We start from the raw sequence: 23,923 nt of genomic DNA, 5'->3' as shown, positions 1-23,923 counted from the left end.
GGTCAGACGCGGGTGACGACGGTGCGGCCGAGCAGGCCCGCCGGGCGCACGATGAGCACGCCGACGATGAGCACCAGCGCGACGGACAGCTTGAGTTCGGTGCCCACGACGTAGGTGCCGATCAGGTTCTCCAGCACGCCCACGAGGAAGCCGCCGAGCACCGCGCCGATGGGGCTGTCGATGCCGCCGATCAGCGCGCCGGCGAAGGCGTAGAGCAGCACGCCGGTCATCATGTGGGGGTCGAGGAAGACCACCGGCGCGACCATCATCCCGGCCACCGCGCCGATCGCGCCGGCCAGGCCCCAGCCCAGCATCAGCATGCGGCCGACGTTGATGCCGACCAGCCGCGACGAGGCCGCGTTCTGCGCCGCGGCGCGCATCGCCAGGCCCAGCGGCGTGAAGCGGAAGAAGGAGAACAGCGCGACCACCACCACCAGCGTGACCACGATCGCGCCCACCTCGTGGGCCGACATCATGGCGCTGCCGTACCAGGCATCGGACGGGAACGGGCTCGGGAACTGCTTGATCGTGTAGCCGAACAGCCAGCCCGCAAGGCTGTGGAAGATCACCAGCAGGCCGATGAACACCACCACCACCGAGAGCGCGGGCTTGTCGTGCATCGGCCGGATCACGGTGAACTCCACCACCGCCGCCAGCACGAAGGACAGCACCACGGTCGCGACGAAGGCCAGCCAGTACGGCAGCCCGGCCTGGATCAGCATCCAGGCGATGAAGGTCGAGAACATCGCCATCTCGCCCTGGGCGAAGTTGATGTGGTGCGTGGCCTGGTAGATCATCACCAGGGCCAGCGCGACGCTGGCGTAGATGCCGCCGGACGCGAGCCCGGCGAGCAGTTGGTGCAGGAAAGCGTTCATGCGTTATTCGCCCAGATAGGCGCGACGGACTGCGTCGTCGCGACGGATGTCGTTCGAGGGGCCGGACAGCACGATGCGCCCGGTCTCCAGCAGGTAGGCGCGGTCGGCCAGGTCGAGCGCGAGCTTGGCGTTCTGCTCCACCAGCAGGATCGACACGCGCTCCTCCTGGTTGATGCGCCGCATGATCGCGAAGATGTCCTTGACGATCAGCGGCGCGAGGCCGAACGAGGGCTCGTCGAGCAGCAGCAGCTTGGGCTTGCCCATGAGCGCGCGGCCGATGGCCAGCATCTGCTGCTCGCCGCCCGACAGGGTGCCGGCCTGCTGGGCGCGGCGCTCCTTCAGGCGCGGGAAGTAGCCGTAGATGCGCTGCATGTCGGCCTCGGCGCCGGCCCGGCTGGGCCGCGCGTAGGCACCCAGCCGCAGGTTCTCCTCGGCCGTCAGGCCCAGGAAGGTGCCGCGGCCGTCGGGCACATGGCCCACGCCCAGCTTCGCGATCTGCTCGGTCGAGCGGCCGTCGATGCGCTGGCCCACCAGGGTGATGCTGCCTTCGGTCGAGACCATGGCCTGGCACAGCGCGCGCAGCGTGGTGGTCTTGCCCGCGCCGTTGGCGCCCAGCAGCGCGACGATCTCGCCGTCGGCGATGTCGAGGTCGATGCCCTGCAGCACGCGCGTGGCACCGTAGGCCGCGCGCAGGCCGCGCACTTCAAGGATGGAACTCATGCCGCGACCTCCTCGTCCGCGCCCAGGTAGGCGCGGATCACTTCCGGATGCGCACGCACTTCGGCCGGCGTGCCCTCGGCGATCTTCTTGCCGAAGTTGAGCGCCACCACCTTGTCGGAGACGCCCATCACCAGCCCCATGTGGTGCTCGACCAGCAGCACCGTGACCTGCAGGCGGTCGCGGATGTCGCGGATCAGCGCGCCCAGGCTCTCGAGCTCCTCGTGGTTGAGGCCGGCCGCGGGCTCGTCCAGCAGCAGCAGCTTCGGCTGGGCCGCGAGCGCGCGGGCCAGTTCGACGCGCTTCTGCGTGCCGAAAGGCAGGTCGGCCACGGTGCGCTCGGCCACGCTGCCCAGGTCGAGGAAATCGATCAGCGCCTGGGCGCGCGCACGCGCCTCGGCCTCGATGCGCGCCGCGCCCGGCAGCCGGAAGGCGTTGCGCAGGAAACCCGCGTGGTGCTGGCTGTGGCAGCCCACCAGCGCGTTCTCGCGCACGGTCATGGTGCGGAACAGCGCCAGGTTCTGGAAGGTGCGGCCGATGCCGATGCCCGCCATGCGGTGGCGCGGCATCGTCGACAGCGGATGGCCGTCGAAGGTGATGCGGCCGGTGTTGCATTCGTAGAGACGCGACAGGCAGTTGAACAGCGTGCTCTTGCCGGCGCCGTTGGGGCCGATCAGTCCGCAGATCTGCCCGCGCTGCACGTCGAAGGACACGCCGTCGAGCGCCACGATGCCGCCGAAGCGCACCGAGACGCCGTCGATGTGCAGCAGGGCCTTGTCTCCGCGATCGTTGTCATGGGTCATGCTTCGATCTCTTTTTTATGGGATGAAAGGCGCCGCCCACGCGGTCGCCAGAAGCCGCCCGCCTGGCGGGCGCCGCGGATTAGAGCCGCTCGAGAATCGTGACGTTCGCCAGCCCGCCGCCCTCGCACATCGTCTGCAGCCCGTAGCGCTTGCCGCGCTGGCCCAGCGCATGGACCAGCGTGGTCATGAGCTTGGCGCCCGAGCCGCCCAGCGGGTGGCCCAGCGCGATCGCGCCGCCGTGCACGTTGAGGCGGGCCGGGTCGGCGCCCAGCGTCTGCAGCCAGGCCAGCGGCACCGGGGCGAAGGCCTCGTTGACCTCGTAGAGGTCGATGTCGTCGATCTTCATGCCGGCCTTCTGCAGCGCGCGCTGCGTGGCGGGGATCGGCGCCTCGAGCATGATCACCGGGTCGTGGCCGATCACGGTCATGTGGTGCACGCGCGCCAGCGGCTTGACGCCCAGCGTCTTCAGGCCGCGCTCGTTGACCACCAGCAGGCCGGCCGCGCCGTCGCAGATCTGGCTGGCGGTGGCCGCGGTGCAGCGGCCGCCCTCGGCGATCAGCTTGACGCCCGCGATGCTCTCCAGCGTCGCTTCGTAGCGGATGCCTTCGTCGGTGGTGTGCATCTCGCCGGTCTCGCTGCCGTCGGCCAGGCGCACCGCGACCGGCACGATCTCGTCGGTGAAATGCCCGCCGCGGGTGGCGGCGATGGCGTTCCGGTGGCTGTGCAGCGCGTAGGCGTCGAGCTGCTCCTTCGACAGGCCGTACTTGACGGCGATCTGCTCGGCGCCGGTGAACTGGCTGAATTCCACGCCGGGGTAGCGCGCCGCCATGCCAGGGCTCACATAGCTGCCGAGGCCGTTCTTGTAGGGCAGGATGCTGGGCGTGCCCATGGGCACGCGGGTCATGCTTTCCACGCCGGCCGCGATCACGATGTCCATCGCGCCCGACATCACGGCCTGGGCCGCGAAGTGCAGCGCCTGCTGGGAGGAGCCGCACTGGCGGTCGACCGAGGTGGCCGGCACCGACTCGGGCAGGCGCGACGCCATGACCGCGTTGCGCGCGATGTTGTTGGACTGCTCGCCGGCCTGGCCGACGCAGCCCATGATCACGTCCTCGATCAGCGCCGGATCGGCGTCGGCGCGCGCGATCAGCGCATCGAGCACCTGGGCGGCCAGGTCGGCGGGATGCCAGCCGGCAAGGCGGCCGTTGCGGCGGCCACCGGCGGTGCGGGCGGCGGCGACGATATAGGCTTCGGGCATGAGGGGTTCTCCGGTGGTGTCAGGGGTTCGGAGAATTGTTGGCGCCACGCCGATACGGAGCGTCGTCGGAACGGACGATTTTCGGCCACCGGGCCCGGGGGGCGCCCTCCCCGCGCACGCTCAATCGACCACGATCTTCTGCTTCGCGATCAGCGCCGACAGCACCGCCCCTTCTTCGGCCAGCAGCTTGCGGAATTCGGGCGTGCTCATCGCCACCGGCTCCGCGCCCAGGTCGGCGTAGCGCGACTTCACCGACGGCAGCGCCAGCGCCTTGGCCAGCTCGCCGTTCATGCGCGCCAGCACTTCGGGCGGCGTTCCGTTGGGCGCCCACAGGCCGAACCAGATGTCGAGGTTGGCGCCGGGAAAGCCCTGCTCCGCCACGGTGGGCACGTCCGGGAAGAAGGGCGAGCGCTTGGCGCTCACGATGCCCAGCAGCCTGGCCTTGCCGGTGCGGATGTGCGGAAAGGCGATGCCGGGGTCGCACACGAAGTCGGCCTGGCCCGAGAGCACGTCCTGCAGCGCGGGCGCGGCACCGCGGTACGGCACGTGTTGCACATCGGCGCCCGTGGCCTGCTTGAACAGTTCGCAGGCCAGGTGCGGCGGCGTGCCCGTGCCGGCCGAGGCATAGGAGAAGGAACCGGGCTTGCCCTGGGTCAACGCGACCAGTTCGCGCACGTCCCTGGCGGGCAACTGCGGCTTGGCGACCAGGTACATCTGGGTGCGACCGACGGTGGCCACCGGCGTGAGGTCGCGCGAGGGCAGCAGCGTCGACTTGAAGAGCGAGGGATTGGCGGTTTCCACCGAGGTCGGCGCGATCAGGAAGGTGTGGCCGTCGGGCACTGCCCGCGCCACCTCGGCGGCCGAGATGTTCCCGCTGGCGCCGGGCTTGTTGTCGATCAGCACCGTCTGGCCCAGCGACTCCGAGAGCGACTGCGCGAGGATGCGCGCCATCACGTCGGTGCTGCCACCGGGCGCGAAGCCGACCACCACGCGGATGGGCTTGGCGGGCCACGCGCCGGCCGAAACCGATGGTGCCGGTGCGGCGGTCTGCGCGCCGGCCGCCACAGCCAAGGCTGCGCCACCTGCGAGGGCCAGCGTGCGCAGGCGCACGAATGAAGTCTTCAAAGGCATGTCTCTGTCTCCGTTGTCGTTGTTCGTCGAAACACCCAGGCGACTTCAGGCCGAGCCCGCGCCGCCCGATTCATCCGCGCGCAGCAGGTCGCGCAGCTTGAATTTCTGGATCTTTCCGGAGGGCGTCGAGGGCATCGACTCGCGCACGATCAGGCGCTCCGGGATGTACTGCACGGCCACCTTCTGCGCCTTGAGGAAGTCGAAGATCGACGGCAGGTCGACACTGCGCCCCGGCTTGGGCACGACCACCGCGCAGGCGCGCTCGCCCAGCCGCTCGTCGGGGTAGGCCACGATGGCCGCCATGGCGATGTCGGGGTGGCGGTACAGCAGCGACTCGATCTCGACCACCGGAATGTTCTCGCCGCCGCGGATGATCACGTCCTTGGTGCGGCCCGCGATGCGCACGTAGCCGCGCGCGTCGATGCGCGCGAGGTCGCCGGTGTCGAACCAGTCGTCCGCGTCGGTGGCGTTCAGATGCGGGCGCTTCAGGTAGCCGCCGAAATTGGAGCAGGCGCGCAGCATCAGCTTGCCGACCTCGCCCGCGGGCAGCGTGTGGCCGTCGACATCGACCACCCGGATCTCCACGCCGGGCAGCGGGCAGCCGTCGGTCTGGATGGAGCGCTCGTCGTCGTCGCCGAGTTGCGTGAGCGTGACCGCGCCGTTCTCGCTCATGCCCCAGGCCGAGACGATCTTGGCGCCCAGCGCCTGGCGGGCCTGCTCGACCAGCGGGCCGGGAATGGGCGCGCCCGCGCAGAGGAACACGCGCAGCGTGGGCACGGCAGCGCCCGACTCGGCCACGGTCTTCGCCAGGTCGGAGAGGAAGGGCGTGGACGCCATGGTGAAGCTCACGCCCTCGGCGTTGATGGCGGCAATGGCCTGCCGCGGCTCCCAGATGTCCTGCAGCACGGTCGACGCGCCGAGGATGATGGGCATCATCAGGCCGTACATGAAGCCGGTCTGGTGCGCCATGGGCGAGGCCATGAGCACCACGGCGTCGGCGCCCAGGCCGAGCCGCTGAGCATACGGCACGATGTTGGCCAGGGTGGTGTTGGCCGAGTGCATCACGCCCTTGGGCTCGCCGGTGGTGCCGGAGGTGTAGATCAGCTGGGTGACATCGTCCGGGCCGGGGCGGCTGCGATGCAGGATCGACGCCGCGTCGGCTTCGCGTTCCCATTCGGGACCGCTCAGCAGCGCATCGAAACTGTTGGCGCCGCCGCCACCGACCACCACCACCTGCGCCAGCTCGGGCAGGTCGGCCTTCAGGCCATTGGCCATCTGCTCGAAGTCGAAGCCGCGAAAGCGTGACGGCACGATCAGCACCTTGGCCGCACCATGCCTGAGCATGAAGGACAGCTCGCGCTCGCGGAAGATGTGCATCAGCGGGTTCATCACCGCGCCGATGCGCGAGCACGCCAGGTAGGTCAACGTGAACTGCCACCAGTTGGGCAGCTGGCAGGCCACCACGTCGTTGCGGCCGACACCCAGGCGTGCGAGGCCGACGGCGATGCGATCCGCCATGCGGCCCAGTTCGCGGTAGGTGAAGCGCGTGGTGCTGCCCTCCTCCAGCCGCAAGGCCGTGAGCGCCAGCTTGTCGGGGCTGCACGCGATGCACGCGTCCAGCGCATCGTTGATGGTGCGGTCGTGCCACAGCCCCTGGGCCACCATGCGCGCGCGGCGCGGGGGCAGCAGTACAGCGTCGAATTCCATGATGTCTTGTCTCCTCTTGTTGTGTGAACCGGCCGACAGCAAAACTCAGGCAGGCACCGCCTCGCGCCCGGCCCGTGTGCGCGCGACGATGGTCTTCATGATCTGGGCCGTGCCGTCGCCGATCTGGAAGCCCAGCACGTCGCGCAGGCGCTGCTCCATCGGCCCGCGGTCGTAGCCGCCATGGCCGAACATCAGCAGGCACTGGTGGATGGCGTCGTAGGCCAGCTTGGGCGCCCACCACTTGCACATGGCGGCCTCGGCCGTGTGCGGTGCGCCGCGGTCCTTGAGCCACAGGGTCTGCAGGCACAGCAGTCGCGCGGCCTCGATCTGGGTGGCGAACTCCGCGAGCGGATGCGACACGCCCTGGAAGGCCGACAGCGGCTTGCCGAAGGCCTCGCGCTGCGCCACGTAGTCCCAGGCTTCCTCCAGTGCCACGCCTGCCACCGCCAGCACCTGCAGGCCGATGAGCGCGCGCGAGAAGTCGAAGCCCTGCATCACCTGCACGAAGCCCTTGTTTTCGTCACCCAGGCGGTGGTCGACGGGCACGCGCACGTTCTCGAAGAACAGCGAGCCCCGGCCGATGGCGCGCTGGCCATGGCAGTCGAAGCGGTTGCGCGTGAGGCCGGGCACATCGGTGGGCACCAGCAGCGCGGTCACGCCGTGCGCCTGCGACTCCACCGAGCCGGTGCGGCCGAAGACCACCACCGCATCGGCCTGGTCGGCCGCGGAGATGGAGGTCTTCTCGCCGTTGATGACGTACGCGTCGCCGATGCGCTCGACGCGCAGCCGCAGGTTGGCCGCGTCCGAGCCGCCGCGCGGTTCGGTCAGCGCGATGGCGAGCAGCGCCTCGCCGCGCGTGAGCTTCTTCAGCCATGGCGCGACGACCTCGGGTCTTCCGTGCGCTGCCAGGATCTGCCCGTTGAGCGAGGCCAGCAAATTGATGTAGCTCAGGCTCAGGTCGGCCCGCGCGATTTCCTCGTGGATCACGCCCGCCGCGAGGCAGCCCATGCCCTGCCCGCCGTGTGCTTCCGCCAGCTCCGGCGCGATGAAACCCATCTCGCCCATCTCGCGCATCAGCGTGCGGTCGAGCACGCGGGTGTCGTCGCGCTCCAGGAAACCGGGCGCCACACGGCCGGTGGCGAAGCGGCGCGCATGCTCGGCCAACGTGGCGAGGTCGTCGTCGATGTAGGGGTTCATCGCGTTGCTCCTTCGCGCGCGGCTACTTGGCGTACTTGCGGAACTCGGGCTTGCGCCGTTCCTGCAAGGCCTTCACGCCTTCGCGCGATTCCTCGGTGTCGTAGTACAGCTTGAGCGCGTACATGCCCAGGCCCGCGATGCCGGCCTGGTGCGCGGTGTCGGCGTTGAAGCTGCGCTTGGCGATGGCGATGGCCGTCGGGCTGCGCTCGCAGATCTCCTCGGCCCACTTCTGCACCTCGGCGTCGAGCTGCTCGTGCGGCACCACCGCGTTGGCCAGGCCCATGGCCACGGCCTCGGCGCCGCTGTAGCGGCGGTTGAGGTACCAGATCTCGCGCGCCTTCTTCTCGCCCACCACGCGCGCCAGGAAGGCCGTGCCGTAGCCCGGATCGACCGAGCCCATCTTCGGGCCGACCTGGCCGAAGATGGCCTTCTCGGACGCGATGGTCAGGTCGCAGATGGTGCACAGCACGTTGCCGCCGCCGATGGCGAAGCCCTGCACCCGTGCGATGACCGGCTTGGGCACGTTGCGGATGGCGTCGTGCAGTTCCTCCATCGGCAGGCCGATGGTGCCGCGGCCGTCGTAGTTGCCGTCGTGCGCGGACTGGTCGCCGCCGGTGCAGAAAGCCTTCTCGCCCGCGCCGGCCAGAACGATGGCGCCCACCGCGCGGTCGTAGCCCGCGCGGTTCAGCGCGCGGATGAGCTCGTCGCAAGTCTGGCCTCGGAAGGCGTTCATCTTCTCGGGGCGGTTGATGGTGATCCAGGCCACGCCGTTGCGCACGTCGTAGAGGATGTCTTCGAATTCGGTGGATGCCATGGGTGTCTCCTGGGGTGTGTCGAAGGGATGTCAGCCGTTCATCGTCAGGCCGCCCGAGACGCTGAGCACCTGCCCGGTCACGAAGGCCGCGTCGTCGCTGGCGAAGAAAAGAATGGCGCCCGGCAGGTCGTCGGGCTGGCCGATGCGGCCCAGCGGGATGGAACGCGTGAAGGCTTCCATCAGCTTCTCGGGGTTGCCCGCGCCCTGCTTGTAGTCCGCGAACAGCGCGGTGTCGGTCGGCCCCGGGCACACCACGTTCACGGTGATGCCGTGGCGCGCATGCTCGCGCGCGATGGTCTTGGAGAACGCCACCAGCCCGCCCTTGCAGGCCGCATACACCGCTTCGCCGGAAGAGCCGACGCGCGCCGCGTCCGATGCGATGTTCACGATGCGCCCGGCCTTGCGCGCGGCCATGCCGGGCAGCACCGCGTGGTGCATGTGCAGCGCGCCTGTCAGGTTGATCGCGATGAGCTTGTCCCATTGCGCGGGCTCGGTCTTGGTGAAGGGCTTGAACACGTCCCAGCCGGCGTTGTTGACCAGCACGTCGATGGGGCCGAAGCGCGACTGCACATCCGCCACGGCCGCATCCACGGCGACGCGGTCGGTGATGTCGCAGCGGAAGGCCTGCGCCTGGCCGCCGTCGGCGCGGACCTGCGCGGCCACGGTCTCGGCGGCCTCGAGGTTCATGTCGAACACCGCCACGCGGGCGCCTTCGCGGGCGAAGCGGCGGCAGGTGGCACCGCCGATGCCGCCGCCACCGCCGGTGACGAGGACTGTCTTGTCTTGGAATCGTTGCATCAGGTTCTCCTTGGATACGGGGCTTGCGATATCGTTGGGCGACTCGGCGTCTCGCCCTGGATATTTATGTCAATACATTGACGCATTATGCTGATCCAACGAAGCACCGCGCAAGCCTTTCCGAAAGAGAAATAATGGTCAAACCTAGTGAAAACACCGATGCAGCGCGCATGGCGCTGGCCAACCGGGTGTTCTTCCGTCTGTATCAATGCGCAAACATGTTGCACAAAACCGGCAGCCGCGCGGTCGAAGCCGAGGGCCTGACGACACAGCAATGGGCGGTGCTCGGCGCCCTGTCGAGGGACGAGGCCGAGGGGGGAATGAGCGTGGGGGACCTGGCGCGCTACCTGAAGGTCAGCCGCCAGAACCTGTCGGGCCTGGTCAGCCGCATGGAGCGCGACGGCCATGTGAAGACCGCCCCCGACAGCCGCGACCGGCGCTCACGCCTGGTCACGATGACCGCGTCGGGACAGCATGTGTGGGTGGTCGAGGCGCAGCCGAAGATCTACGCCTACTACGACGAGGTGCTCGAGGGGTTTTCGGTGAACGACGTCACCCATACCCTGCACTACCTGCTGAAGATCCTGGAGAACATGCAGCGGGTGGACAACGCGCAGGGCGGCGCGGAAGAAGCGGCGGCGTGATGCGCCGCCGGGTGGCGTCTCAGCGAAGCTTCGAGAAGTACCGAGCCGGCGGCTCGCCCAGCGCTTTCCTGAACATCGTGATGAAGGCGGTCACCGACTCGTAGCCGAGGCTGCCCGCGACCTGTTGCACGCTGGCGCCCTCGGAGAGCTGCCGCAGGGCCACGATCAGGTGGAACTGCTGGCGCCATCGCCCGAAGCTCAGTCCCGTCTCGCGAAGCACCAGGCGGGCCAGTGTCCTTTCGCTCACCGCCAGCCGGCCTGCCCAGTCGGCCAAGGTCCTTCTGTCGGCAGGGTCCTGCGCCAAGGCATCTGCGATACGACGCAGTTTCGGATGCCCCGAGACGGGCAGATGGAGCTGCTCGACGGGAGCGAGCACCAGGTGCTCCAGCAGGACCGCCACCAGGCGCGCGGTGGGTCCGTCGTCAGGGTAGTCCGGCCCCAGCATGGCCAGGTGCTTGATGAGCTCCCGTACCAGCGGGCTGATCGCCAGCGTGCAGCACGCCGTCGGCATGTCCGCCGCGCCGGGCTCGACGAAGAGGAAATAGATCTCGGCGTTGCTGGTGGCCCGGTTGCTGTGCGGCACACCGCCCGGAATCCACACCGCGTGGTGCGGCGGCACCATCCACATGGCCTTCGGCACCTCGCACGTCACGCCGCCGTGCAGGGCCAGCACCAGTTGCCCCTTGCGGTGGAAATGCACCGGCTGCTCCACGTCGCGCTCGTCGAGCGCCAGGTGCAGCGCCGCCACCGGCCGCGCGTCCGTATCGGGATCGCGGCCGCGCAGGGCAAGGGAGAGCGGACCAAGGTGTGGCATGTTTTAGCGACACATTGTCTTTCCTTCTCTATCAGGTCCGAACGACTCCCTCCTAAATTTGTCGCTCAACCTGAGGAAAGACATGACGACACTGACCGACCGCCGGACGATGACGCGCACAGCGCTCTTCATCGGCATCCTTTTGATCGCTGCCAACCTGCGCGCGCCGGTGACCGGCCTGCCCCCCATCCTGGGCTTCATTCGCGCCGACCTGGGCCTGGGCACCACGGCCGCTGGCGCGCTGACCACCCTGCCGCTGCTGGCCTTCGCGTTGCTCTCCCCGTTCAGCGCCGGCTTCGCCCGGGAGTACGGGCTGGAGCGCGCCCTTTTCGGCGCCATGGCCATCGTTGCCATCGGCATCGCCCTCCGGTCGAGCGGCACCGCGTGGGCGCTCTATGTCGGTACGTGGGTCATCGGCATGGGCATTGCCGTGGGCAATGTGCTGCTGCCCAGCCTGGTGAAGCGCGACTTCCCGCACGGCATCGCCACGGTCACCGGGGCCTTCGCCCTGGCGATGGGCATCGTGGCGGCGCTGGCATCCGCCGTGGTCGCGCCGCTCGCAGCGGCCTGGGGCTGGAAATCCGCGCTGCTGGCCTTCCTGGTGCTGCCCCTGGCCGCGCTGGCGGTCTGGCTGCCGCAGCTCGCGGCGCGCACCCGGCCTGCGGCCGGCACCGCGACACCTCCCCATGGCGGTGCGGTGTGGCACTCCGCATTGGCCTGGCAGGTGACCCTCTACCTGGGCCTGAACTCGACCATCTACTACGTGGTCATCGGCTGGCTTCCGACCATCCTCGCCGATGCTGGGTTGTCGCCCGCGCAGGCCGGCTCGCTGCATGGCGTGATGCAACTGGCCAGCGCCGTGCCCGGAGTGCTGCTCGCGCCGGTGCTGCGTCGCATGCGCGATCAGCGACTCGCCGCGGCCTCGGTGGCCGCGCTTTCCGGCATCGCGCTGATCGGCATCCAGGCCGCGCCCGACTACGCCTTCGTCTGGGCCATGCTCTTCGGGCTCGGCGCCGGCGCCCATTTCATCCTGGGCCTCGCGTTCATCGGCTTGCGCACCCGGCACCCCCAGGAGACGGCGTCCCTCTCGGGCATGGCGCAGAGCGTGGGCTATGTGCTGGCCGCGACGGGGCCGATGGCGATGGGCTTTCTGCACGACGTGCTGGGCGGCTGGCGCGTGCCGCTGCTGCTCTGCGCCGGCTTGGCCCTGGCCGCCGCCTTCATCGGCATGCTGGCGGGCAGGAACCTGCATGTGGCTGGCGAAGCGGGAGCGTGAAGAGGCTTGTGGGTTCGCCGAGCCCTGCCTGGTCAGGCGGCCTCCCGCGTGGTGTGCCGCCTCCGCACAGGCCCAAGCCCCCCGGCCGCTCAGAGCCGCGAGATCCGCTTCGCCATGCTCCAGCGGTGCACTTCCGACGGGCCGTCGTAGATCCGGAAGGCGCGGATGTCCTTGAAGATGCGCGCCACGATGGTCTCGTCGGACACGCCGCTGGCGCCCAGGATCTGCACCGAGCGGTCGACCACGCGCCATTCGGCCTCGGAGCACAGCACCTTGGTGAGGCTGGATTCGTGGCGGCCCTTCTGGCCCTGGTCGAGCACCCAGGCGCAATGCCAGATGGCCAGGCGCGCACTGTGCAGGTCCATCTCGTTGTCGGCCAGCATGAAGCCCACGCCCTCGTGCTCGATCAGCGGCTGGCCGAAGGCCTGGCGCTTGCGCGCGTAGTCGCTGGCCACCTCGTGCGCGCGGCGCGCCTGGCCCAGCCAGCGCATGCAGTGGGTGAGGCGCGCGGGCGCGAGCCGCACCTGCGCGTAGCGGAAGCCCTCGCCGATCGTGCCCAGCACGTCCTCGGCCGGCACGCGCAGGCCGTCGAAGCGCACCACGCCATGGCCGCCGGTGAAGCAGCTGTCGAGCGCGTCGATCTGGCGCTCGATCACGATCTCGGGCTGGTCCATGTCGGCCAGGAACATGGTCGACGAGCCATCCTCCATGCGCGCCATGATGATCGCGAAGCCCGCGCCGGTGGCGCCGGTGATGAACCACTTGCGGCCGGTGATGACGTAGTGCTCGCCATCGCGCACGGCCAGCGTCTGCATCATCGACGGGTCGGAACCCGCGCCCGGCGGCGGCTCGGTCATGCAGAAGCAGGAGCGCACATGGCCGTCGATCAGCGGCTGCAGCCAGCGCGCCTTCTGCGCGGCGGTCGCGACCTCCTCCATCAGGTGCACGTTGCCCTCGTCGGGCGCGTGGATGTTGAGCGCGACCGGGCCCAGCGGCGAGTAGCCGGCTTCCTCGAACACGATGGCCTTGTCGACGTGCGACAGGCCGAGCCCGCCGTGCGCCTTCGAGGCGTGCGGCGTGAGCAGGCCGTGGCGGCGGGCGCGCGCGACGAGTTCGTTGCGCAATTCTTCGCTGGGGCCGTGCGAACCCTGGCGCGGGTCCGACTCCAGGGGGATCACTTCATCGGCGATGAAGCGGCGGGTGCGCTGCTGCAGATCCAACTGCGCGGGAGACAGGCTGAAATCCATTCGGTCTTCGTTTTCGTTGTCGTGTGTTCGATCAGAGGGGGCGGCCCGAAGGGCCACCAGAGTGCATCCGATTGTCGGCATGCGCCTCGCAATTCCGGTCACCAACGCGACCGGAACTGCACTTTCGTCATGCGTTGCGCGCCATCAGGCCGCCGTCGACCGGAATCACCGCCCCCGTGAGGTACGACGCCGCGGGCAGGCACAGGCTCAGCATCATGTGCGCCACCTCTTCGGGCCGGCCATAGCGACCCAGCGCGGTGCGGCGGCGCGCGAAGGTGCGCTTGTGCGCGTCGGCGATGCCGGCCGTCATGCCGGTCTCGATCGGGCCCGGGCAGATGCAGTTGACCGTGATGCCCTCGCGGCCCAACTCCACCGCCAGCGCGCGCGTGAAGCCGGCCACGCCGGACTTGGCGGCCGCGTAGGCGCTGTGGCCCGCGCTCGCGCCCAGCGCCTCGGTCGAGGCCACGGTCACGATGCGCGGCGCGTCGGAACGGCGCAGCCAGGGCAGCGCGGCGCGCACGATGCGCTGCTGCGAGGTCAGCAGCACGTCCAATCCGCGCAGCCAGCGCAGGTCGTAGCCGGGGTCGTCGAGCGCGCACTGCACCGAGATGCCGGCGTTGCTCACCAGGATGTCGAGCGCGCCCCAGTGTTGTGCCGCAGCTTCGACCACGCGCGCGACCGCCGCGCCGTCGGCCACATCGAGCACGAAGGCCCGGGCCTGTCCGCCCTGGTCGCGGATCGATGCGGCCACGGCCTCCACCGCCTCGCCGCGGATGTCGGCCAGCGCCACGCGCGCGCCCTGCTGCGCGAACAGGCGCGCCGCCGCCTCGCCCATGCCGCCGGCCGCGCCGGTCACGAGCACGGCGCGATCGCGCACGCTGCGCGGGTCGTTGTGTGTGTCTGTCATCTTCTGTTCCTTCAGCGCGGCGCGCGCGCATCGATCCATCCGGCCGCGCGCTCGAAGAGCTTGCGGGCCATCGCATGCAGCCGGTCGCCGGTCGCGCGGTCGGCCTTGCCCGCGCAGGCGCGCGCATGGCTGCCTTCGAGCAGGATCGCGAGCTTGTAGCAGGCCAGCACCGCATACCAGTGCAGCTGCGACAGGTCGCGTTGCGAGCCTTGCGCGTAGCGTTCGATCAGCTCGTCGGCCTTCGGGAAACCCGCCCAGGGCCGGGGCACGTCGGGCCCGACGGCTCCGCCATCGGCACCGGGCCAGGTGGCGAGCAGCCAGCCCAGGTCCAGCAGCGGATCGCCCTGCACCGCCAGCTCCCAGTCGACGATGGCGGCCAGCTGCGGGCCGTCGTGGCGGTACATCACGTTCGCGAGGTGGTAGTCGCCGTGCATCAGGCCGGGCACGAAGGACGCGGGCCGGTGCGCCTCGAGCCAGCGGCCCACGGCATCGACATCGCCCAGCGACGCGGCGCCGGACCAGCCCTCGAACTCGGCATAGCCCGTGAGCTGCGCCCGCCAGCGCGGCACCTGGCGCTCGAGGAAGCCGTCGAGCCGGCCCAGGTCCGACAGGCCGATGGCCGCGGGCACGACGCGGCCCAGCGCGGCCGCGCCGTCGGCGATCGCCAGGCCCATCGCATGGCGCAGCGCGGGATCGCCCGCATGCGGCGCGGGCAGGCCGGCGCAGGCGTTGAAGCCCGCGACCGGTTCCATCAGGTAGAAGGCCGCGCCCAGTACCCCGGTGTCGGTGCAGCCCGCGATCAGCGGCGGATGCGGCACCTCGCTGCCGGCCAGCGCGCCCAGCACGCGGATCTCGCGCCGCATGGTGGCGTTGCCGTCGACGCGCGGATGCAGCGGCGGCCGACGCAGCACGTAGTCGCGGCCGCCACGGCCGAAGCGCAGCAGCAGGTTCTGCGTGCCGCCGGCCAGCACCGTCGGCGCCTCGATGGCGCCCTCGCCCAGGCCCTGCGCGTCCATCCACCGCGCGAGCCGCGGCAGGTCCACCAGCGCTTCCCAGGTCTCGCTCACACCACACCCTGCAGGTCTTCGAGCGCGTCGCCGTACAGCGCCAATGCGCGTTCGTGGGCGCGCGGCAGGTGGTAGTGCGGAAACAGCTGGTCCGTGGGCGTGAACTCGCGCAGCACCTGGCGCGCCACCGTCACCTTGTGCACCTCGGTCGGCCCGTCGGCCAGGCCGAGGAAGTAGGAATTGACCACGCTGTTGACGAAGGGCATCTCGCTGGAGACGCCGATGGAGCCGTGCAGGTGCAGCGCCCGCGAGGCGATGTCGTGCAGCAGCCGGGGCATGGCGGCCTTGACCGCCGCGATGTCCTTCTGCACGCGCTTGTAGTCCTTGTGCTTGTCGATCAGCCAGGCCGTGCGCAGCACCAGCAGGCGGAACTGCTCGAGCTCGATCCAGCAGTCGGCGATCTTCTCCTGCACCATCTGCTTGTTCGCCAGCGGCTCGCCCTTGGTCTGGCGCGACACCACGCGCTCGCAGGCCATCTCGAACAGCATGCGGGCCTCGCCCAGGGTACGCATCGCATGGTGGATGCGGCCGCCGCCCAGCCGGGTCTGCGCCACCACGAAGGCCTGGCCGACGCCGCCCAGCACATGGTCGGCCGGCACCCGCACATCGGTGAAGCGCAGGTAGGCGTGGGTGGGGATCTTTTCCGAGGCGATGCCCGCGTCGCGCACGATCTCCACGCCGGGCGTGCCGGCCGGCACGATGAACATCGACTGGCGCGAGATCAGCGGCGCGTCCGGATCGGTGACGGCCATCACGATGAAGAAGCTCGCGTAGCGCGCGTTGGAGGCGAACCACTTCTCGCCGTTGAGCACCCAGCCTTCGGCGTCGCGCACGCCGCGCGTGGTGAAGACCATCGGGTCGGCGCCGCCCTGCGGCTCGGTCATGGCGAAGCAGGAGACGATCTCGTTGGCCAGCAGCGGCTCGAGCCAGCGCTTCTTCTGTTCGGGCGTGCCGAAGTGCGCGAGGATCTCGCCGTTGCCGGTGTCGGGCGCCTGGGTGCCGAACACCGTGGGCGCGAAGATCGAGCGGCCCAGGATCTCGTTCATCAGCCCCAGCTTGACCTGGCCGAAGCCCTGGCCGCCCAGCTCGGGCCCGAGGTGGCAGGCCCAGAGGCCGCGCGCCCTGACCTCCGCCTGCAGCGGCCGCACCAGCCGCACATTGCGCGGGTTGGTCACGTCGTAGGGGCTGCCCAGCACCTCGGCCAGCGGCTCGACGCGCGCGCGCACGAATTCGTTCATCCAGTCCAGCTGCTGCTGGAAGTCGGGGTCGGTCTCGAAATCCCATGCCATGTTCTTGTCTCCTGTGGGGTGTGTGCGGTATCAGGCGAGCGTGAGGCCGCCGTCGACGATGAGGGTCTGGCCGGTCATGTAGGCCGCGAGCGGCGAGGCGAGGAACAGCGCCGCGCCGGCCATGTCCTGCGGCAGGCCGAAGCGGCCGGCCGGGATGCGCGAGAGCATCGCGTCGCGCCGCGCGGGCACGGCCGTCGTGACCTTGGTGAGCTTGGTGTCGACCAGTCCCGGCGCGATGCCGTTGACCCGGATGCCCTCGCCCGCCCAGGCCTCGCCCAGCGTGCGCGTGAGCCCCACCGCGCCGGCCTTGGAGGCCGCGTACGCGGGGTTGCCGCGCGTCGATCGGAAGCCCGCGGTCGAGCTCACGGTGATCAGCGCGCCGCCGGCCGCGCGCAGCATCGGGTGGAACTTGAGCGCGCAGCCCATGAGGCTGCCGAGGTTCACACGCAGCACGCGGTCGAAGCCCGGCATCTCGAACTCGGCGCGCCGGTAGGCCACGATGCCCTGCGCGAGCACCAGCACGTCGAGCCGCTCGAAGGCCGGCACGTGGGCGTCGATCGCGGCCTGGTCGGCCAGGTCGAGCGGCGTGTAGTGCAGGCCTTCCAGATCGCTGCCCTCCTCGTCCGCGTAGTCGGCGGCCGACGCGCGCGTGCCCCAGGCATGGACCTGCGCACCGAGCGCGCGGAAGGCCTGCGCGATGCCGTTGCCGATGCCGCTCGAGCCGCCGACCACCAGCACGGTCTTGCCGCCGAAGTCGAGCGCGCTCGCATAGCGCAGGGGCGCCGGTGCGGGCGCTGCTTGTTCCGTCATGTCGGTGTCTCCGGTGAAATTAAAACACTGGCCTAATTGCTTCAATGTAGCGTCGCGGCCCGGCCCGGTCAACGCGGACAATGCGGGGTGTGCGCGCCGGCTGCCACCTGGGCGACAGGCGACACTCATCCCATCCACACCATGCGCGGCATCGACACACGCACCCACATCAAGCAGATCGCCCTGCAGCTGTTCGCAGCCCAGGGCATCGACAACGTCTCGGTCCGCGACATCCTGGTCGCGGCCGGACAGAAGAACGGCGGTTCGCTGCACTACCACTTCGGCAGCAAGGAAGCGCTGGTGCAGGAGCTGGTGGCCGACGGCGCGCAACGCATCGACGCCTGGCGGCTGCAGCGCCTCGACGCGCTGGAGGCGCTGGCGACGCCGCCCACGCTGCGCGACATCGTGAAGCTGCTGGCCGAACCCATGGGGCCGCGCGGCGATGCGCCGGCCGACGCCGACGACGACGCCGGCTACATCCCCTTCATGAACTCGCTGCTGGTGCGGCACCACGCGGTCTTCCTCGAAGGCGTGGACGGCCACGATGTGGGCTTCAGGCGCTGCATCGCCCACCTGCGCGCGCTGCTGCCCGACATGCCCACCGAGCTGTTCAACCAGCGGCTGCGGCTGATGATGCTGTACCTGTTCACGGCCGTGTCGGCGCGCGAGCAGACCGGCGAAGGCAGCACCTGGTACCGGCTCTGGGCGCATCCGGCGAGCGAGGAGAACTTCATCGACAGCATCGAGGGCCTGCTGCGCGAACCGGCCTCGGCCGCCACGCGCGCGGCCCTGGGAACCCCGGCCGCGAAGGCGCCGGCACGCCCGCGCAAGCCGCGCTGATTTCGTCGCTTTGGACGATGCGCGCCCGGGCGCGCGGCGCGAACACTGGCCGACGCCCCGCATTCGACGGGACGACGGAGACAGATCCCATGCACTTCAGACGCCATTTCATCGCTGCCCTGGCGGGCACGGCCTTCGCCTGTTCGTCGCTGCACGCGGCCGAGCCCGGCATCACCGCGACCGAGATCCTGATCGGCTCGACCCAACCCTTCAGCGGCCCGGCCTCGGCCTACGGCAGCGTGGGCTTCGCGACCGAAGGCTACTTCGCCAAGGTCAACGACGAGGGCGGCATCCATGGCCGCAAGCTCAAGCTGATGGCGCTCGACGACGCCTTCACGCCCTCGAAGACCGTCGAGCAGACGCGCAAGCTGGTCGAGCAGGACCAGGTCTTCCTGATGTTCGCCTCGCAGGGCACGGCGGCCAATGCCTCGGTGCAGAAGTACCTCAACGCCAAGAAGGTGCCGCAGCTGTTCGTGATGTCGGGCTCGCACGTTTTCCAGACGCCCGACAAGACGCCCTGGACCGTGCCCGGCCTGCTCTCGTACTACGCCGAGTCGCGCGCCTACGCCACGCACATCCTGCGCAACACGCCCAACGCCAAGGTCGGCGTGCTGTTCCAGAACGACGACTTCGGCAAGGACTACCTGCGCGGCATCAAGGCCGGCCTGGGCGCGCAGGCCACCAAACTGATGGTGGCGGAGCAGAGCTACGAGCTCACCGACCCGACGGTCGACTCGCAGATCGTCGCGCTGCGCGCCGCGGGCGTCGACACGCTGGTGATGGGCTCGCTGTCGAAGCAGACCAGCCAGGCGATCCGCAAGATCCACGACCTGGGCTGGAAGCCCACCATCTACCTGAGCTACATCTCGGCGGCCGTCTCGCCCACGCTGGTCAACGCCGGGCTCGAGAAGTCGGTGGGCATCCTGACCGCCACCGTGATCAAGGACCCGACCGACACGCGCTGGCACCAGGACGCCGACTACCTCGAGTGGCTGGCCTGGATGAAGAAGTACTACCCCAAGGGCGACCTCAGCAACATGAGCAACGTCTACGCCTACGTGGCCAACAGCACCATGGTCCACGTGCTGCGCGCCGCCGGCCCGAACCCCACGCGCGAGGAAGTGCTCAAGCGCCTGACCAACCTTCGCGACTACGCCGCGCCGATGCTGGTGCCCGGCGTGACGCTGAGCTTCAAGCCCGACGACTACACCGGCTTCCGTCGCATGCAGCTGCAGAAGTTCGACGGCGCCAAGTGGGTGCCGGTGGGCGAACCGATCGGCGACGGCACATGAGCGCGCTGCTGCAACTCACGCGGCCGCAACCCGGCTGCGCCTGCCTCGTGCTGAACCGGCCCGAGGCGATGAACGCGCTGTCGACCCCGCTGCGCCTGGCGCTGGTGCGAACGCTCGACGAACTGGCACGGGACGAGAGCGTGCGCGTGCTGGTGCTCACCGGCGCCGGCAAGGCCTTCTGCGCGGGGCTCGACCTGCGCGAACTGGGCCAGCAGGCGCTGGACATCGCCTCGCCGGCCAACGACCCGGTCACGGCGCTGGCGCGTTTTCCGCGCCCGGTGATCGGTGCGATCAACGGCGCGGCCATCACCGGCGGTTTCGAGCTGGCCCTGGCCTGCGACATGCTGATCGCCTCGAGCGCGGCCCGCTTCGCCGACACGCACGGCCGCGTGGGCGTGATCCCGGGCTGGGGCCTGTCGCAGAAGCTCAGCCGGCTGATCGGCATCGGCCGCGCCAAGGAGCTGTCCTTCAGCGGCAACTTCATCGGCGCCGAGCAGGCCGAGCGCTGGGGCCTGGTCAACCGGGTCGTGGCACCGGAAGACCTGATGGCGCAGGCGCTGGCCCTGGCGGCCGACATCGCGGGCGCGCTGCCCGAGATCGTCGCGCCCTACAAGCGGCTGATCGACGAGGGCTACGGCCTGCCCTTCGACGATGCCATGCGGCTGGAGCAGCAGGCCAGCGCGCGCTGGGCCGAGCAGCTGAAGCCCGAGGCGCTGGAGGCCCGCCGCGCGTCCGTGAGCGCGCGCGGGCGGCAGCAGGCCGGCTGAGGACTCAGCGCGGCGCCATGCGGATCGCGCCGTCCAGGCGCACGCTCTCGCCGTTGAAGTAGCCGTTGGTGATCATCAGCTCGGCCAGCGTCGCGTACTCGGCCGGGTCGCCCAGGCGCTTGGGGAAAGGCACCGAGGCGGCCAGCGCTTCCTTCACGTTGTCGGGCGCGCCCTGCAGCAGGGGCGTGTTGAAGATGCCCGGCAGGATGGTGTTGACGCGGATGCCCTCGCCCATCAGGTCGCGCGCGATGGGCAGGGTCATGCCGACGATGCCGGCCTTCGACGCGGTGTAGGCGGCCTGGCCCATCTGGCCGTCCTGCGCCGCCACCGAAGCGGTGTTGACGATGGCGCCGCGCTCGCCGTCCACGCCCGGCGCCAGCGAGAGCATGCCGGCGGCCGACTTGGCGATGCAGCGGAAGGTGCCCACCAGGTTGATCTGGATGATGCGGTCGAAGTTGGCCAGCGGGAAGTGCTTGACCTCGCCCGAGGCCTTGTCGCGGCTCGCGGTCTTGACCGCGTTGCCGGTGCCGGCGCAGTTGACCAGCACGCGTTCCTGGCCGTGGGCCGCGCGCGCCTTGGCGAAGGCCGCGTCGACCTGTTCGTCGGAGGTCACGTCGACCTTGCAGAACACGCCGCCGAGCTCGGCCGCCAGGGCTTCGCCCTGCGCTTCGTTGAGGTCGAACAGCGCGACCTTCACGCCGTGGCTGGCCAGGCGCCGCGCGGTGGCCGCGCCGAGGCCCGAGGCGCCGCCGGTGACGACGGCGGCAATGCTGGAATCGAGTTGCATCGAGAGTCCTTGAGGGATGGATCTGGGGAAGAAAGAAGGAAGAAGGAAGAAGAGCTCAGACCGGGTAGTAGCGCGCGCCGCTGGCGGCCATCTCGCGCATGCGCGGCGTGGCGGCGTACTGCGGGCCCAGCGCCGCATGGCGTTCGCTCAGCGCGACCACGCGGTCCAGGCCCAGCCAGTCGGCGTACTTGAGCGCGCCGCCCGCATAGGCCGGGAAGCCGATGCCCAGCAGCAGGGCCATGTCGAGTTCGGCCGGCGTCGCGACCACGCCCTCCTCGAGCGCATGGGCGGCCTCGACGATCAGCGGCAGCATCATGCGTTCGACGATGTCGGCATCGGAGAAGTCGCGCCGCCCCTCGGGCTGCAGCGTGGCCACCAGCGCATGCGCCTCGGGCGCGGAGAACTTGCGCGGCCGGCCGGTGGGATCGTTCTCGTAGCGGTAGAAACCGGCGCCGTTCTTCTGGCCGAAGCGCTGGTTCGCCACCATGAGCTTGACCGCGTCGCGCCGCGTGGGGCGCATGCGCTGCGGATAGCCGGCCGAGATCACGTCGCCCACGTGCGCGCCCACGTCCATGCCCACCACGTCCTGCAGGTAGGCCGGGCCCATGGGCCAGCCGAAGGCTTCCATCACGCGGTCGATGTGCTCGAAGTCGGCGCCGTCGGCCACCAGCTGGGTGAAGGCCGTGATGTAGGGCGTGAGGATGCGGTTGACCAGGAAGCCCGGGCAGTCCTTGACCACGATCGGCGTCTTGCCCATGGCCACCGCATAGCCCACGGCCGTGGACACCGCCGACGCCCGCGTGCGCGAACCCTGGATCACCTCGACCAACTGCATCACCGGCACCGGGTTGAAGAAATGCATGCCGACGAAGTCCTCGGGCCGCGCGAGCGGCTGCGCGATGTCGTCGATGCGCAGGCTCGAGGTGTTCGACGCGATCACCGTGCCGGGCCGGACCGCCGCTTCGAGCGCGGCCAGCACCTGGCGCTTGACGGCGAGGTTCTCGACCACGGCCTCGATCACGCAATCGACCGCGTCGAAACCGGCCTCGTCGAGCTGCGGCCGGATCGATGCCAGCACCGCGTCGGCGCGCGCCTGCGCGAGCCGGCCGCTCTTGACCTGTTTGGCCAGCTGCTTGCTCGCCTCGGCGATGCCCAGGTCGAGTTGCGGCTGCGCGATGTCCTTCATGCGCACCGGCGTGCCGCGCAGTGCGCTGGTGTAGGCGATGCCGCCGCCCATGATGCCCGCGCCCAGCACCGCCGCCTGCGCGACCTGGCGGCCTTCGCGCGCATGGGCCTTGTAGCGCTTCTTCAAAGCCTGGTCGTTGAGGAAGGCCTGCACCAGCGAGGACGCGGCCTGGGTCTTGGCGACGCGGCCGAAGGCTGCGGCTTCCAGGTCGAGCGCGCCCGAGCGGTCCTGGCCCGCGGCCTGGGCCATCATCTCCAGCGCGATCACGGCCGCGGGCTGATGCTTGGGGCCGCGCGCCAGCAGCGCGGTGCGCGCGGTCTCGACCAGCCCCTCGGCCTCCTGCGAGCGCATCGCGAGCTTCACGCGCTTGCGCTGCTGCGCGGCCTGCCAGTCGATCTCGCCGCGCACCGCGCGCTGCAGCAGCGCCAGGGCCTCGGCGCGCAGCGCGTCGGGGCTGGCCAGCGCGTCGACCACGCCCGCGGCCAGCGCGGCGGCGGCCTTGGCGGGCTTGCCGCTCGCGACCCAGTCGATGGCCGTGGCCAGGCCGGCCACGCGCGACAGCCGCACCGTGCCGCCGAAGCCGGGGAACAGGCCCAGCTTGACCTCGGGCACGCCGACCTGGGCCGTGTCGGACATCACGCGCAGCGGCGCCAGCAGCGCGAGCTCGAGTCCGCCGCCCAGGGCAAAGCCGTTGATCGCGACCACGCTGGGCACCGACAGGTCCTCGAAGGCGTTGAACAGTTCGTTGCTGGCGCGCACGCCGGCGGCGATGTCGGCCTCGGCCTGCTGGAAGGTGGCGCCGAACTCGGTGATGTCGGCGCCCACGATGAACACGTCCTTGGCGCTCGTGACCAGCACGCCGCGCACCTCGGGCGCCGCCGCGATCACCGCGGTGGCCTGGCGGAACTCGTCGACGGTGCGTGCGTCCAGCTTGTTGATCGCCTCGCCGCGGCGGTCGAAACGCAGCTCGACCAGCCCCCCTTCGGTCAGCGGCAGGACGCTGATGCTTTCGCCTTGGAACAAGAGAATCTCCTCATGGCCGGCGACACGCCGGCCCTGGGAAAAAGTTTAGGGACGCGGGCTGTGGGCGGGCATCGTCCGAAGCGACGAATCCATGCGCCAGCGCCGGCCGGTCCGAAAAAAAGGCCCCGAAGGGCCTTTCTCTCGAAGCCGCGACAGATCAGTTCTGCGCGCGTGCCACGTTGCGCAGGTCGCGGATCTGGTCGTGGTTCTTCTGGGCACCGGCGGCCTGGCGTTCCACCACCGCGCGCACGTCGGCCGGCAGCTCTTCCTTGAGCGCCTTGCGGTAGCGTGCGATCGCGGCGTCTTCGCCCTTCTCGCAGGATTCGAGGATCGACAGCTCGCTGTCGGCGCCGACCGCGCCCTTGACCTGCACCCAGCCGCGGTGCAGCGCACCGGCCGCCGTGCCACCCGATGCGGGCTCGCCGCCGTACTGGATGATCAGGCCTTCGAGCTCGCGCGCCGCCTCGGCGCAGCCGGCCGAGCGGCTGGCGAACAGGGTCTTGATGTTGGAGGTCTCGACCTGTTCGGCACAGGTCTTGAAGCCATACTCGCCGTCGCGGGCATTTTCCAGCAGGTCGTTGAGAACGCTCACCACTGCATTGTTTTCAGCCATAGATTTTCCTTTGCGCCCGGAGGCGGGGTTGTTGAAGGGAAGCGCTTTTTCGAAAGCGCAT

At 70.0% G+C, this 23,923-nt stretch carries 23 protein-coding genes; 5 read left to right on the top strand and 18 right to left on the bottom strand.

The genetic code is table 11. The annotated features are described in order from the left end of the window. Nucleotides 1-2 precede the first annotated feature (2 nt). From QTI20_RS07355 to badH, 9 genes are all read right to left on the bottom strand, one after another. Nucleotides 3-875 (bottom strand): branched-chain amino acid ABC transporter permease, encoded by an 873-nt coding sequence (locus tag QTI20_RS07355; protein WP_219217183.1) that lies wholly within the window; start codon nt 873-875, stop codon nt 3-5. 3 nt (nt 876-878) lie between these two features. Beyond that, nucleotides 879-1,595 (bottom strand): ABC transporter ATP-binding protein, encoded by a 717-nt coding sequence (locus QTI20_RS07350; protein WP_286548832.1) that lies wholly within the window; start codon nt 1,593-1,595, stop codon nt 879-881. Beyond that, nucleotides 1,592-2,395, bottom strand: a complete 804-nt coding sequence (locus QTI20_RS07345; protein ID WP_219217179.1) for an ABC transporter ATP-binding protein — start codon at nt 2,393-2,395, stop codon at nt 1,592-1,594. The genes QTI20_RS07350 and QTI20_RS07345 overlap by 4 nt, the downstream gene beginning before the upstream one ends. 79 nt (nt 2,396-2,474) lie before the next feature. Further along, the gene (locus tag QTI20_RS07340; protein WP_286548836.1) at nt 2,475-3,653 is read right to left on the bottom strand and encodes an acetyl-CoA C-acetyltransferase; all 1,179 of its coding nucleotides are present in this window, start codon (nt 3,651-3,653) and stop codon (nt 2,475-2,477) included. Between the two features lie 120 nt (nt 3,654-3,773). After that, nucleotides 3,774-4,784 carry a Bug family tripartite tricarboxylate transporter substrate binding protein gene (locus QTI20_RS07335; RefSeq protein ID WP_286548837.1) on the bottom strand — a complete coding sequence of 337 codons (1,011 nt, stop codon included), beginning with the start codon at nt 4,782-4,784 and terminating at the stop codon, nt 3,774-3,776. Between the two features lie 45 nt (nt 4,785-4,829). Next, nucleotides 4,830-6,491, bottom strand: coding sequence for a cyclohexanecarboxylate-CoA ligase (aliA, locus tag QTI20_RS07330; protein ID WP_286548839.1), 1,662 nt, complete (start codon nt 6,489-6,491; stop codon nt 4,830-4,832). A gap of 45 nt (nt 6,492-6,536) precedes the next feature. Continuing rightward, complete coding sequence (aliB, locus tag QTI20_RS07325) at nt 6,537-7,688, bottom strand: cyclohexanecarboxyl-CoA dehydrogenase (protein ID WP_286548840.1); 1,152 nt, start codon at nt 7,686-7,688, stop codon at nt 6,537-6,539. Between the two features lie 22 nt (nt 7,689-7,710). Continuing rightward, complete coding sequence (badI, locus tag QTI20_RS07320) at nt 7,711-8,502, bottom strand: 2-ketocyclohexanecarboxyl-CoA hydrolase (RefSeq protein ID WP_286548841.1); 792 nt, start codon at nt 8,500-8,502, stop codon at nt 7,711-7,713. 30 nt (nt 8,503-8,532) lie between these two features. Next, nucleotides 8,533-9,300, bottom strand: coding sequence for a 2-hydroxycyclohexanecarboxyl-CoA dehydrogenase (badH, locus tag QTI20_RS07315; RefSeq protein ID WP_286548843.1), 768 nt, complete (start codon nt 9,298-9,300; stop codon nt 8,533-8,535). 134 nt (nt 9,301-9,434) lie between these two features. Here badH and QTI20_RS07310 point away from each other — a divergent pair, with 134 nt between their 5' ends. Then, nucleotides 9,435-9,944, top strand: coding sequence for a MarR family winged helix-turn-helix transcriptional regulator (locus QTI20_RS07310; protein ID WP_286548844.1), 510 nt, complete (start codon nt 9,435-9,437; stop codon nt 9,942-9,944). A gap of 19 nt (nt 9,945-9,963) precedes the next feature. On the opposite strand, the gene QTI20_RS07305 is transcribed toward QTI20_RS07310, so the two are convergent. Then, nucleotides 9,964-10,758 carry an AraC family transcriptional regulator gene (locus QTI20_RS07305; RefSeq protein ID WP_286548846.1) on the bottom strand — a complete coding sequence of 265 codons (795 nt, stop codon included), beginning with the start codon at nt 10,756-10,758 and terminating at the stop codon, nt 9,964-9,966. Nucleotides 10,759-10,840: 82 nt separating this feature from the next. On the opposite strand from QTI20_RS07305, the gene QTI20_RS07300 reads away from it, so the two are divergent. Then, entirely contained in the window at nt 10,841-12,034 is a 1,194-nt protein-coding gene (locus tag QTI20_RS07300; RefSeq protein WP_286548848.1) for an MFS transporter, read from the top strand. Nucleotides 12,035-12,123: 89 nt separating this feature from the next. On the opposite strand, the gene QTI20_RS07295 is transcribed toward QTI20_RS07300, so the two are convergent. The 5 genes from QTI20_RS07295 to QTI20_RS07275 form a co-directional block, all read right to left on the bottom strand. After that, complete coding sequence (locus tag QTI20_RS07295; protein WP_286548849.1) at nt 12,124-13,281, bottom strand: acyl-CoA dehydrogenase family protein; 1,158 nt, start codon at nt 13,279-13,281, stop codon at nt 12,124-12,126. A 127-nt stretch (nt 13,282-13,408) separates the two neighbouring features. Beyond that, entirely contained in the window at nt 13,409-14,188 is a 780-nt protein-coding gene (locus QTI20_RS07290; RefSeq protein WP_286548851.1) for an SDR family NAD(P)-dependent oxidoreductase, read from the bottom strand. An 11-nt stretch (nt 14,189-14,199) separates the two neighbouring features. After that, nucleotides 14,200-15,255 carry a phosphotransferase family protein gene (locus QTI20_RS07285; protein WP_286548854.1) on the bottom strand — a complete coding sequence of 352 codons (1,056 nt, stop codon included), beginning with the start codon at nt 15,253-15,255 and terminating at the stop codon, nt 14,200-14,202. Further along, nucleotides 15,252-16,544 (bottom strand): acyl-CoA dehydrogenase family protein, encoded by a 1,293-nt coding sequence (locus tag QTI20_RS07280; protein ID WP_286548856.1) that lies wholly within the window; start codon nt 16,542-16,544, stop codon nt 15,252-15,254. The genes QTI20_RS07285 and QTI20_RS07280 overlap by 4 nt, the downstream gene beginning before the upstream one ends. Nucleotides 16,545-16,574: 30 nt before the next feature. Continuing rightward, nucleotides 16,575-17,354, bottom strand: a complete 780-nt coding sequence (locus QTI20_RS07275) for an SDR family NAD(P)-dependent oxidoreductase (RefSeq protein WP_286548858.1) — start codon at nt 17,352-17,354, stop codon at nt 16,575-16,577. A 141-nt stretch (nt 17,355-17,495) separates the two neighbouring features. Here QTI20_RS07275 and QTI20_RS07270 point away from each other — a divergent pair, with 141 nt between their 5' ends. The 3 genes from QTI20_RS07270 (at nt 17,496) to QTI20_RS07260 (ending at nt 20,253) form a co-directional block, all read left to right on the top strand. After that, nucleotides 17,496-18,194, top strand: coding sequence for a TetR/AcrR family transcriptional regulator (locus QTI20_RS07270; RefSeq protein ID WP_286548869.1), 699 nt, complete (start codon nt 17,496-17,498; stop codon nt 18,192-18,194). Nucleotides 18,195-18,283: 89 nt separating this feature from the next. Next, the gene (locus tag QTI20_RS07265) at nt 18,284-19,486 is read left to right on the top strand and encodes an ABC transporter substrate-binding protein (RefSeq protein WP_286548871.1); all 1,203 of its coding nucleotides are present in this window, start codon (nt 18,284-18,286) and stop codon (nt 19,484-19,486) included. Then, entirely contained in the window at nt 19,483-20,253 is a 771-nt protein-coding gene (locus QTI20_RS07260) for an enoyl-CoA hydratase (protein ID WP_286548872.1), read from the top strand. The genes QTI20_RS07265 and QTI20_RS07260 overlap by 4 nt, the downstream gene beginning before the upstream one ends. A gap of 4 nt (nt 20,254-20,257) precedes the next feature. Here the strand turns inward: QTI20_RS07260 and QTI20_RS07255 are convergent, their stop codons facing one another. The 3 genes from QTI20_RS07255 to QTI20_RS07245 form a co-directional block, all read right to left on the bottom strand. Next, the gene (locus tag QTI20_RS07255; RefSeq protein ID WP_219217146.1) at nt 20,258-21,040 is read right to left on the bottom strand and encodes an SDR family NAD(P)-dependent oxidoreductase; all 783 of its coding nucleotides are present in this window, start codon (nt 21,038-21,040) and stop codon (nt 20,258-20,260) included. A gap of 55 nt (nt 21,041-21,095) precedes the next feature. After that, the gene (gene fadB, locus QTI20_RS07250; protein WP_286548875.1) at nt 21,096-23,249 is read right to left on the bottom strand and encodes a fatty acid oxidation complex subunit alpha FadB; all 2,154 of its coding nucleotides are present in this window, start codon (nt 23,247-23,249) and stop codon (nt 21,096-21,098) included. Nucleotides 23,250-23,406: 157 nt separating this feature from the next. Then, nucleotides 23,407-23,841 (bottom strand): ferritin-like domain-containing protein, encoded by a 435-nt coding sequence (locus tag QTI20_RS07245; protein WP_286548876.1) that lies wholly within the window; start codon nt 23,839-23,841, stop codon nt 23,407-23,409. Between the last annotated feature and the right edge of the window lie 82 nt (nt 23,842-23,923).

This window comes from Variovorax sp. J2P1-31, from assembly GCF_030317215.1.
Taxonomy (GTDB): Bacteria; Pseudomonadota; Gammaproteobacteria; order Burkholderiales; family Burkholderiaceae_C; genus Variovorax.
Note: the sequence above shows the minus strand (reverse complement) of the source record. Positions and strands in the feature narration are given on the sequence as shown.

What these genes read in the sequence shown, in the direction of transcription:
- QTI20_RS07355 (WP_219217183.1), bottom strand. Translation starts at nt 875, where the DNA reads ATGAACGCTTTCCTGCACCAACTGCTCGCCGGGCTCGCGTCCGGCGGC.
- QTI20_RS07350 (WP_286548832.1), bottom strand. Translation starts at nt 1,595, where the DNA reads ATGAGTTCCATCCTTGAAGTGCGCGGCCTGCGCGCGGCCTACGGTGCC.
- QTI20_RS07345 (WP_219217179.1), bottom strand. Translation starts at nt 2,395, where the DNA reads ATGACCCATGACAACGATCGCGGAGACAAGGCCCTGCTGCACATCGAC.
- QTI20_RS07340 (WP_286548836.1), bottom strand. Translation starts at nt 3,653, where the DNA reads ATGCCCGAAGCCTATATCGTCGCCGCCGCCCGCACCGCCGGTGGCCGC.
- QTI20_RS07335 (WP_286548837.1), bottom strand. Translation starts at nt 4,784, where the DNA reads ATGCCTTTGAAGACTTCATTCGTGCGCCTGCGCACGCTGGCCCTCGCA.
- aliA (WP_286548839.1), bottom strand. Translation starts at nt 6,491, where the DNA reads ATGGAATTCGACGCTGTACTGCTGCCCCCGCGCCGCGCGCGCATGGTG.
- aliB (WP_286548840.1), bottom strand. Translation starts at nt 7,688, where the DNA reads ATGAACCCCTACATCGACGACGACCTCGCCACGTTGGCCGAGCATGCG.
- badI (WP_286548841.1), bottom strand. Translation starts at nt 8,502, where the DNA reads ATGGCATCCACCGAATTCGAAGACATCCTCTACGACGTGCGCAACGGC.
- badH (WP_286548843.1), bottom strand. Translation starts at nt 9,300, where the DNA reads ATGCAACGATTCCAAGACAAGACAGTCCTCGTCACCGGCGGTGGCGGC.
- QTI20_RS07310 (WP_286548844.1), top strand. Translation starts at nt 9,435, where the DNA reads ATGGTCAAACCTAGTGAAAACACCGATGCAGCGCGCATGGCGCTGGCC.
- QTI20_RS07305 (WP_286548846.1), bottom strand. Translation starts at nt 10,758, where the DNA reads ATGCCACACCTTGGTCCGCTCTCCCTTGCCCTGCGCGGCCGCGATCCC.
- QTI20_RS07300 (WP_286548848.1), top strand. Translation starts at nt 10,841, where the DNA reads ATGACGACACTGACCGACCGCCGGACGATGACGCGCACAGCGCTCTTC.
- QTI20_RS07295 (WP_286548849.1), bottom strand. Translation starts at nt 13,281, where the DNA reads ATGGATTTCAGCCTGTCTCCCGCGCAGTTGGATCTGCAGCAGCGCACC.
- QTI20_RS07290 (WP_286548851.1), bottom strand. Translation starts at nt 14,188, where the DNA reads ATGACAGACACACACAACGACCCGCGCAGCGTGCGCGATCGCGCCGTG.
- QTI20_RS07280 (WP_286548856.1), bottom strand. Translation starts at nt 16,544, where the DNA reads ATGGCATGGGATTTCGAGACCGACCCCGACTTCCAGCAGCAGCTGGAC.
- QTI20_RS07275 (WP_286548858.1), bottom strand. Translation starts at nt 17,354, where the DNA reads ATGACGGAACAAGCAGCGCCCGCACCGGCGCCCCTGCGCTATGCGAGC.
- QTI20_RS07270 (WP_286548869.1), top strand. Translation starts at nt 17,496, where the DNA reads ATGCGCGGCATCGACACACGCACCCACATCAAGCAGATCGCCCTGCAG.
- QTI20_RS07265 (WP_286548871.1), top strand. Translation starts at nt 18,284, where the DNA reads ATGCACTTCAGACGCCATTTCATCGCTGCCCTGGCGGGCACGGCCTTC.
- QTI20_RS07260 (WP_286548872.1), top strand. Translation starts at nt 19,483, where the DNA reads ATGAGCGCGCTGCTGCAACTCACGCGGCCGCAACCCGGCTGCGCCTGC.
- QTI20_RS07255 (WP_219217146.1), bottom strand. Translation starts at nt 21,040, where the DNA reads ATGCAACTCGATTCCAGCATTGCCGCCGTCGTCACCGGCGGCGCCTCG.